Origin of the sequence: Streptomyces iakyrus, from assembly GCF_000717055.1 — a bacterium.
GTDB lineage: Bacteria > Actinomycetota > Actinomycetes > Streptomycetales > Streptomycetaceae > Streptomyces > Streptomyces iakyrus.
In genome coordinates this window covers 94,136-103,131 of record NZ_JNXI01000024.1, presented here as the reverse complement: position 1 = coordinate 103,131, position 8,996 = coordinate 94,136, and the positions used below count along the sequence as shown (strand labels likewise).

Sequence of the window (8,996 nt, the reverse complement as noted above, 5' to 3'; positions counted from 1 at the left end):
CCCCCACGCCGCCCCGACGACACCCGGGCGGAACTGGCACCACCCCCACCCTGCCCCACAGGAGCCCGGGCAGACCCCGAACCCGACCGGGACCGCGAACCGGCGACACCACCCCGCCACGCCCCCGAAGCCGCCCCGCCCCCACGCCGCCCCGACGCCACACGAGTGGAACCAGAACCACTCCCGCTCCACCCCGACGCCCCACCGACGGAATCGGAGTCCTGCGCTCGCCGAACCGCCGGGGCGGTGCCGGGCCGGGCGCCGCTTGCACGTCGCCGCACCGGCCCGGCGTCGGACCCGAGCGCGTCCCCGCCCCGCCCCAGCGGGGCGGAGCGATCCGCGGAACGTGGCTTACGCGGCGCCATCGGGGCGGCGGCGGAGCCGGAACCAGACCGTCCCGGCCACGGCGGCCAGGCCGACCGCGGCCGCGCCGGTGACCGGCGTGAAGGCCTCACCGCGGGCGATGCCGCCACCGCCCGCCGGCGGGCCGCCGACCGGCGTCGTCGGCTTGGAGGTCGGGCAGTCGACCTTGAACACCTTGAACTTGCCGGCGCCGTGGGCCTGGTCGGTGAGCCATGTCAGCTTGTACTGCCCGTTGGGCAGGTCGACGGCCTCGGTACGGCCCATGCCGGTCGGGTCGGCGACGAAGCTGCCCGTGCGCGTGGCGCCGCCCGGGACCTCGGGCTGGGTCTGGATGGTCCAGTTGATCTGCTCACCCGCGTCGAAGTTGAACGCGGCGAGGTAGAAGTCGCAGACCTTCGGGTCGTTGCGCTGATTGACCGCGGCCGTCGTGCTGGCGTGGATCTTGACGTCTCCGTTGTCCCCCGGGACGGGGGCGGCGACGGCGGACACCCCGCTCAGGGCGGTCCCTGCGAGGGTGAGGGCGGCGATGACGGCGGTGCGGGTGCCGGCACGACGCGCGAGGGGTACGACGGGCATGAACATGCCTCCAAGTCAGATGATTTACATACAAACACCTCGTCACCTGACTTTCTGTCACCTCAGCGCCGAAGAGGGCGCAGCACCGCCCTACGACGCGTCAGATATCGCTCTTCCGGCGCAGCGGCACCCGGCACCGGAAGCCCCTCCGCGCACCGCGGACCTCACCCTCAGCCTCCGCCAGCGGCTCCGGCTCCCCCGGCCCCCGTCGTGACCGTACGGCGACCCCCGACGACAGCAGCAACAGCACCCCCAGCATCACGAACGGCGCCGCCACCCCCGCGACCCCGGCGATCAGCCCGGCCGCGGCGGGCGCGGCGACCTGGCCGAGCCGGTTGCCGGTCAGGCGCAGGGCCAGGGCCGTGGAACGGGCGTCGTCGGGAGCGGCCTGGACGACCGTCGTCATGGACAGCGGCTGGCCGACCCCGAGGCAGAAGCCCAGCGCGAGCAGCAACAGTCCGAGCGCCCACACCGGCACCGGCAGGGCGATGCCCGCGCAGAGCAGGGCCGCCAGCAGACAGGTGACCGTCAGCAGCAGAGTCCGCCCCAGCAGCCGCAGCAGGGGCGTCAGCACCAGGCGGCAGGCGATCGTGGCCGCCGCGCGCAGGCTGAGCAGGACGCCGATCACGGACGGCGCGATGCCCCGGTGCTCGCCGACCACCGGGAGATAGGCGGTCAGGATGTCGGTCGCGGACAGCACGGCGAGGCTGATGAAGATGCCCGCCGGCACCCCACGGGTGCGCAGGATGCCCCGGACCGGGACCCGGTCGCCCTTCTCCGCGCCGGACGTGGCCGCCGTACGGCGATCCTCGATGCGCCACAGCGAGGTGAACGCCACCGCCGCCGTGGCGCCCGCCACGATCAGGGCGAGCGCGCTGCTCCCTGCCATGTCCTCGCCGCCGATCAGCGCGCCCGCGGCGATGGGGCCGACCAGTTGGCCGAGGGCGGCGCCGATCGTGAAGTGGCCGAAGTTGCGGTCCTGTTCCTGGGGCGCGGACTGGCGGGCGACGAGGGACTGGGCGCCGATGACGAAGCACAGGTGCCCGAGGCCCATCACCCCGCTCCACAGGGCCATCGTCCACAGGGAACCGGCGACCCCGCTGAGGGCGCAGCCGCCGGATATGAGGACCACGCCGGCCGGCAGCAGGGGTGCGCAGCGGCCGTGGTCGGTGCGGCGGCCGAGGGGGACGGCGGCGAAGAGGGGCAGCAGGGCGTACACACCCGCGATCACGCCGATCGCGCGCTCGTCCGCACCCAGCGCGAGGGCCCGGTAGGAGACGGCGGGCCGGGCCATCGACACCGCCCCCTGCGCGAAGCCGAAGGCGATGACGAGGCGGAGCAGCCAGCCGCGGTTCCCACCGGGCCTCACGATGACGTCCTCCATGGAGTGGTTCAGATGATCCCGAACAGCATGCCCGCGCCGAGGATGACCAGGCAGGTGAGGGCGGCCCACTTCACGACGAACCTGGTGTGGTCGCCGAACTCCACCTTGGCCATGCCGACCAGGACGTAGACGGCCGGGACGAGCGGGCTGGACATGTGCAGCGGCTGGCCGACCAGGGAGGCGCGGGCCATCTCCAGCGGGGTGACCCCGTGGGCGGCTCCCGCCTCGGCGAGGACGGGCAGGACGCCGAAGTAGAAGCCGTCGTTCGACATGAAGTAGGTGAGCGGCAGGCTCAGGATGCCGGTGACGAGGGCCATGTGCGGGCCCATGCTGGCGGGGATGACGTCCACCATCCACTTGGCCATGTGGTCGACCATGCCGGTGCCCTGGAGGACGCCGGTGAAGACGGCGGCGGCGAAGACCATGCCGGAGACGTTCAGGACGTTGTCGGCGTGGGCGGCCAGCCGGGCCTTCTGGTCGGGGATGTGCGGGAAGTTCACGGAGAGGACGAGCGCGGCACCGATCAGGAACAGCACCGGGATCGGCAGCCATTCCATGATCATGGCGGTGAGCAGGCCGACCGTGAGGAGCGCGTTGAACCAGTAGAGCTTGGGGCGCAGGGTGGGCCGGTTCGGGTCGAGGCCCTGGAAACCGTCGTCGTCACCGGAGGCGGCGGTGCCCGTGGCGCTCGTGGGGGCGTCCGTGCCGGAGCCTGCTGCGGCCGTGCCGCCCTTGCGTATCGAGACCTTGCCGTCGCCGGTGCCGCCGGAGCCGACGAGGACCGTCTCGGTCTCCTTCTCCTCCTCCAGCACGTCGTCCAGGGTCAGCACGCCCAGCCGCCGGCGCTCGCGCACACCAAGCACGTAGGAGAGGACGAAGACGAAGGCCAGGCCGACCAGGAGCGCCGGGATCATCGGGACGAAGATGTCGCTGGCGTCGAGCTTCAGCGCGGTCGCGGCGCGGGCGGTCGGGCCGCCCCACGGCAGGGTGTTCATCACGCCGTTGGCCATGGCGGCGACACCGGTCATCACGACCAGGCTCATCTTCAGGCGCTTGTACAGCGGGTACATCGCCGAGACGGTGATCATGAAGGTCGTCGAGCCGTCGCCGTCGAGCGACACGATCGCGGCGAGCACGGCGGTGCCCACCACGATCCGCATCGGGTCGGCTTTGCAGAATTTGAGAATGCCGCGGACGATCGGGTCGAAGAGACCGACATCGATCATCACGCCGAAGTAGACGATCGCGAACATGAGCATCGCCGCGGTGGGGGCGAGGTCGGTCACGCCGTCGAGGACGTAGTCGCCGAGCTTGGCGCCCTTGCCGACGAACACGCAGAACAGCGCGGGAATCAGCACGAGCGCCGCGATCGGCGACATCTTCTTCATCATGATCAGGACCAGGAAGGTCGCGATCATGGCGAAGCCGAGGATGGTCAGCATGAGTTGATACCTAACGTTCGCCCTTGAACATCCCACCAGGGCCGGCGGTGTCCGAGACGTTAGGTGCGTTCAAGCAGCGTTAACAAGACGTTGACGTGCGAGCAATAAGCGCAAAACTGCTGGTCACAGCTTTGCTCAGGTCAGGGCGGTGAGCTTTTCGGTCACGGCGGACGCTTCCGGGCCCGCCTCGGGGGCCACCTCGACCGGCACTCCGTTGAGGACCGCGTTGCCCGACAGCGGGTCGAGCAGACGGCCGTCGAGGAGCTGGTTGACGTTGACGCCGGGGTCCGTGGAGGCGTGGCTGAGGCGGGTGCCCGGGCGGTTGTGGCCCCAGCCGTGCGGCAGGCTCACCACGCCCCGGCGGATCGTGTCGGTGACCTCCGCGGGCGCGGTGACCTCTCCCCCGGCGCCCTTCACACGCACGGCGGCCCCGTCCTCGACGCCCAGCCGTTCGGCGTCCTCGGGATGGATGTGCAGGGTGCAGCGGTTGGAGCCGCCGGTGAGGGCGGGCACGTTGTGCATCCAGCTGTTGTTGGACCGCAGGTGGCGGCGGCCGACCAGGACGAGCCCCTCGGGGCGTTCGGCCAGGGCGGCGCGCAGGCGGGGCAGGTCGTCGGCGATCGGGCCGGGCAGCAGCTCCACCCGGCCGCTGCGGGTCTTCAGGGGCTGCGGCAGGCGGGGCTCCAGCGGCCCGAGGTCGATGCCGTGGGGGTGGGCGAGCAGCTTGTCCAGGCAGAGGCCGTCCGGTCGTACGCCGAAGCCGTCGCCGTAGGGGCCGAGGCGCAGCATCATGTCGAGCCGTCGCTCGGGGCCGGTGTCGCCGCTGAGCCGGGCGGCGAGTTCGCGCGGATCACGGCCGTGGACGGGCGAGTGCGGCTCGGTGACCGCCTTGCCGAGGGTCTGGTCGATGACCATCTGGTCGACGGCTGCCGGATCGGCCCCGTGCATGCCGGTGACGGCCAGGATCAGCCGCGCCAGGATCTCCGTCTCCGCCATGCGGCCCGGCTCCAGCGGGACGGCCGGGCGGGTGTAGCGGACCTGGTTGCGGACGGCGAGGGTGTTGAAGGCGAAGTCGTGGTGCGGGCTCTGGGAGGGCGGGGGCGGGGGCAGGACGACGTCGGCGTGGCGCGAGGTCTCGTTGAGGTAGGGGTCGACGCTGACCATGAAGTCGAGCGAGTCGAGCGCCTTGTCGAGCCGGTCGCCGTCGGGGGCGGACAGCACGGGGTTGGCGGCGACGGCGATCAGGGCGCGGACCGGCTCGCCCTCCTCGGTGGCGGTGTCGATCTCCTCCGCGAGGGCGGACAGGGGCAGTTCGCCCTTCGCCTCGGGGTGCCGGCTCACCCGGGAGTGCCAGCGCCCGAGGGCGAAGCCGCGGCCCGGTCCGGCGGGGCGCGGGGTCTTGTCGGTGGCGGCCTGCGGGAAGAGCGCGCCGCCGGGCCGGTCGAGGTTGCCGGTGAGGATGTTGAGGACGTCGACGAGCCAGCTGGCCAGGGTGCCGTGCGGGACGGTGCAGCTGCCGATACGGCCGTAGACGGCGGCGGCCGGGGCGGCGGCCAGGTCGCGGGCGAGAGCGCGGATCTCGCCGGCCTCGACGTCACAGGCCTCCGCGACCGCTTCGGGGGTGAACTCCCGGATGGCGGCAGCCAGTTCCTCGACGCCCTGGACATGCGGGGCCGGCTCCGTCAGCCCCTCCTCGAAGAGCACCTGTGTCATCGCGGCCAGCAGCAGCGCGTCGGTGCCGGGCCGGACGGCGATGTGCCGGTCGGCGAGCTTCGCGGTGCGGGTGCGGCGGGGGTCGATCACGACGAGGGTGCCGCCCCGGGCCTTGAGCGCCTTCAGCTTGCCCGGGAAGTCGGGGGCGGTGCACAGACTGCCGTTGGACTCCAGCGGGTTGGCGCCGATCAGGAGCAGATGGCCGGTGCGGTCGAGGTCGGGCACGGGGATGGCGTTCGCGTCGCCGAAGAGCAGGCCGCTGGAGACGTGCTTGGGCATCTGGTCGACCGTGGAGGCGGTGAAGACGCTGCGGGTGCCGAGTCCGGCAAGCAGGACGGGCGGGTAGAGGGCACCGGCCATGGTGTGCACGTTGGGGTTGCCGAGGACGACTCCGACGGAGTTCGGGCCGTGGCGCTCCACGACGGGCCGGATGCCGGCGGCGACCGCGTCGAAGGCCTCCTCCCAGGTTGCCTCGCGCAGCTCGCCGTCCCGCCGCACGAGCGGCGTGCGCAGCCGGTCGGGGTCGGAGTCGACCGCTCCGAAGGAGGCGCCCTTGGGGCAGATGAATCCCCGGCTGAAGACGTCGTCGCGGTCTCCGCGGGCGTGGGTGACGCGCGTGCCCTCGATGGTGAGGGTCAGGCCGCAGGTGGCCTCGCACAGGGGGCAGATACGCAGGGCGGTGCGGGACACGGGTCCTCCTGGGGCGGCGGCTACGGTGACGCGCTGACCCGCCCGAGCATACCGACCGGTATGCATCTCGGGGAGGGCCTGGCGGGACGTAGGTCAGTCGAGGGCGCGGGCCAGATAGGCGCGCAGCATCTCCCTGGCCTCCTCGATGATCCGCTCGTCCCCCTCCGGTGCGACCCGGAAGGCCAGGTGCACGAGGGTGTCGGCGGTCTCGACGGCGACGAGGAAGACCCGGCGCAGGTCCTCGTCCGGTTCGCGGTCGAGGTAGCCGGAGAGGAGTTCGGTGAGGCGGTCGGCGACGCGGTGGTTGGGTTCGGTGTGGCGGGCGCCGACCGGGATCTGGTTGCCGAAGTCGACGAGCGAGAAGCCGGGCGCGGTGCGCTTCATCTCCAGGTACTCGTCGAGCACGGCGTCCATGGCCGTGCGCCAGCCCCCGTCCTCGCCGGCCTGCCGCAGGCGCTGGGTGACGCGCTCGGAGTACCGCTCCAGGTTGCGCTGCGCCAGCGCGTCGGCCATCTGGCGCTTGTTGCCGAAGAAGCGGTAGACGGAGCCGATGGGGACCGCGGCCCGCTGGGCGACGGCACGGGTGCTCAGGGCGTCGTAGCCGACCTCGTCGAGGAGGTCGGCGCAGGCGTCGAGGATCCTGGTCAGGCGTTCGGCACTGCGCCGCTGCACGGGCGCACGACGGAGCGATGTCGCATGGGGCACGGGTTTCATGATGCCCCTCGGGCGCGGTCCGGTGAACCTCGCCCCCCGCTGTCCGCGCCCCGCGTGCGGGCCTTGCGCCGGGAGGACGCGTCCGGCGTCATCCCCGGTCCCGGCTCCGAGGCGGTGACGTCGGCGGTGCTCTCCACGGGCTTGCCGTCCACGGCCCACACGGTTCCGTCGTCGGCGTAGAGGCGGGCTGTGACGCGGTGCGTGCCGCGCGGGACGAGGCGGGCGTCGAGCCGGTGGGCGGGGGCACGGAGCCGGGCGACGGGTCGGCCGTCGACGTAGAGGCGCGCGAGCCCCCGCCCTGCCACCGCGCGGGCTGCCGCGCCGGCCGGCGAGAAGCGGAAGTTGCGCACGGTCAGCCGTACGTCCCAGCCGCCGGCCCCGTCGGGCTGCACCTCGATGCCGACACCGGGGGCGTCCTCCTGTCCGACCTCACGAAGGGGCCGCCCCTCCGGGTCCCGCTCCTCCAGGATCTTGCCCACCGGGGCGGGCGACGCACCGCCCTCCGGGGCGTCATCGGTGCCACAGCCCGCGGATCCGGCCAGAAGGAGGACACAGACCGCGAGCGCGGCCAGAGGTTTCCGTGTCCACGACATGTCCGCGAGCGTAGAACACACGTGCGGCCCGGCGGATCATTCTCAAGTCGGGTTCAGGTCATCCCTCGAGAGGAGGCGCGCGCCCCTCTTGCGTTGGGGAAATCGCAATCCTACGGTACTGCATAGGAATCAACGGCAAGGGAGCAGCGATCATGGGCGATGGGGGTACCCCCCGCGCGAGCGGGTTCGAGCGCGGGGAAGCGCGGAAGACCGCCGAAGGGCTGACCTACCTCTCCGGCTTCGGCAACGAGCACAGCTCGGAGGCCGTCCCGGGCGCACTGCCCGAGGGCCGCAACTCGCCCCAGCGCGCCCCGCTCGGGCTGTACGCGGAGCAGCTGAGCGGTTCGGCGTTCACCGAGCCGCGGGCGCACAACCGCCGTTCGTGGCTGTACCGGATCCGCCCGTCCGCCGCGCACCCGGCGTTCACCCGGACCCAGAACGGCCCGGTCCGCACCGCCCCCTTCAACCAGACCGTGCCCGACCCCAACCGCCTGCGCTGGAACCCGCTGCCCGACCCGGCGCCGGAGACGGACTTCCTGGCGGGCCTGTGGACCCTGGGCGGCAACGGCGACGCCACCCAGCGCACCGGTATCGCCATCCACCTCTACGCGGCCAACGCCTCGATGGACCGGGTGTTCAGCGACGCCGACGGCGAGCTGCTGATCGTCCCGGAGCGCGGCGGGCTGCTGCTGCGCACGGAGTTCGGTCTGCTGCATGTGGAGCCGGGACATGTGGCCCTGATCCCGCGTGGTGTCCGCTTCCGTGTGGAGCTGCTGGATGGCTCCGCCCGCGGCTATGTGTGCGAGAACTACGGCGCGCCCTTCCGCCTCCCCGACCTGGGCCCGATCGGCGCCAACGGGCTCGCCAATCCCCGGGACTTCCGCGCCCCGGTCGCCGCGTACGAGGACGTCGAGGGACCGGTCGAGGTGGTGAACAAGTTCTGCGGCAACCTGTGGACGGCCACCTACGACCACTCCCCCCTCGACGTGGTGGCCTGGCATGGCAACCATGTGCCGTACGTCTACGACCTGCGCCGTTTCAATGTGCTCGGCACCATCACCTACGACCATCCGGACCCGTCGATCTTCACGGTGCTGACCTCCCCGTCGGACACCCCGGGCCTGGCGGGTGTCGACTTCGTGGTGTTCGCGCCGCGCTGGCTGGTCGGCGAGGACACCTTCCGGCCCCCGTACTTCCACCGGAACGTGATGAGCGAGTACATGGGCCTGATCGAGGGCGCGTACGACGCGAAGGCGGAGGGCTTCGTGCCGGGCGGCGGCTCGCTGCACAACATGATGTCGGCGCACGGTCCCGACCGGGAGACGTTCGACCGGGCGAGCGCCGCCGAGCTGAAACCGCAGAAGATCGACGACGGCCTGGCCTTCATGTTCGAGACGCGCTGGCCGGTGACCCTCACCCCGCACGCGGCCAGGGCCGAGCACCTCCAGCAGCGCTACGACGACGTGTGGCAGGGCCTTCAGCGGCACTTCCGCCCCTAGCGGGCCCCTTGCACTGATCATT

7 protein-coding genes are annotated in these 8,996 nt (G+C 72.2%); 1 reads left to right on the top strand and 6 read right to left on the bottom strand.

Going from position 1 to position 8,996, the window contains the following annotated elements; all coding sequences use genetic code 11:
- Positions 1-351: 351 nt before the first annotated feature.
- The 6 genes from OO68_RS32705 to OO68_RS32680 all read right to left on the bottom strand — a co-directional run bounded on the left by OO68_RS32705 (position 352) and on the right by OO68_RS32680 (position 7,475).
- Positions 352-939 carry a hypothetical protein gene (locus tag OO68_RS32705; RefSeq protein WP_033312835.1) on the bottom strand — a complete coding sequence of 196 codons (588 nt, stop codon included), beginning with the start codon at positions 937-939 and terminating at the stop codon, positions 352-354.
- Between the two features lie 100 nt (positions 940-1,039).
- On the bottom strand, positions 1,040-2,308 hold the full coding sequence (locus tag OO68_RS32700) for an MFS transporter (RefSeq protein ID WP_033312834.1): 1,269 nt from the start codon (positions 2,306-2,308) through the stop codon (positions 1,040-1,042).
- A gap of 23 nt (positions 2,309-2,331) precedes the next feature.
- The gene (locus tag OO68_RS32695; protein ID WP_033312826.1) at positions 2,332-3,765 is read right to left on the bottom strand and encodes a CitMHS family transporter; all 1,434 of its coding nucleotides are present in this window, start codon (positions 3,763-3,765) and stop codon (positions 2,332-2,334) included.
- Positions 3,766-3,900: 135 nt separating this feature from the next.
- A complete protein-coding gene (locus OO68_RS32690; protein ID WP_033312825.1) occupies positions 3,901-6,168 on the bottom strand; it encodes a molybdopterin oxidoreductase family protein in 2,268 nt (755 codons plus the stop codon).
- 93 nt (positions 6,169-6,261) lie between these two features.
- Entirely contained in the window at positions 6,262-6,882 is a 621-nt protein-coding gene (locus OO68_RS32685; RefSeq protein WP_033312824.1) for a TetR/AcrR family transcriptional regulator, read from the bottom strand.
- Entirely contained in the window at positions 6,879-7,475 is a 597-nt protein-coding gene (locus tag OO68_RS32680; RefSeq protein WP_033312823.1) for a hypothetical protein, read from the bottom strand. The genes OO68_RS32685 and OO68_RS32680 overlap by 4 nt, the downstream gene beginning before the upstream one ends.
- A gap of 152 nt (positions 7,476-7,627) precedes the next feature.
- Here OO68_RS32680 and hmgA point away from each other — a divergent pair, with 152 nt between their 5' ends.
- A complete protein-coding gene (gene hmgA / locus OO68_RS32675) occupies positions 7,628-8,974 on the top strand; it encodes a homogentisate 1,2-dioxygenase (RefSeq protein ID WP_051814888.1) in 1,347 nt (448 codons plus the stop codon).
- Positions 8,975-8,996 lie beyond the last annotated feature (22 nt).

Coding starts and splice junctions, on each gene's coding strand:
- OO68_RS32705 (WP_033312835.1), bottom strand. CDS start 939: ATGCCCGTCGTACCCCTCGCGCGTCGTGCCGGCACCCGCACCGCCGTC.
- OO68_RS32685 (WP_033312824.1), bottom strand. CDS start 6,882: ATGAAACCCGTGCCCCATGCGACATCGCTCCGTCGTGCGCCCGTGCAG.
- hmgA (WP_051814888.1), top strand. CDS start 7,628: ATGGGCGATGGGGGTACCCCCCGCGCGAGCGGGTTCGAGCGCGGGGAA.
- OO68_RS32695 (WP_033312826.1), bottom strand. CDS start 3,765: ATGCTGACCATCCTCGGCTTCGCCATGATCGCGACCTTCCTGGTCCTG.
- OO68_RS32680 (WP_033312823.1), bottom strand. CDS start 7,475: ATGTCGTGGACACGGAAACCTCTGGCCGCGCTCGCGGTCTGTGTCCTC.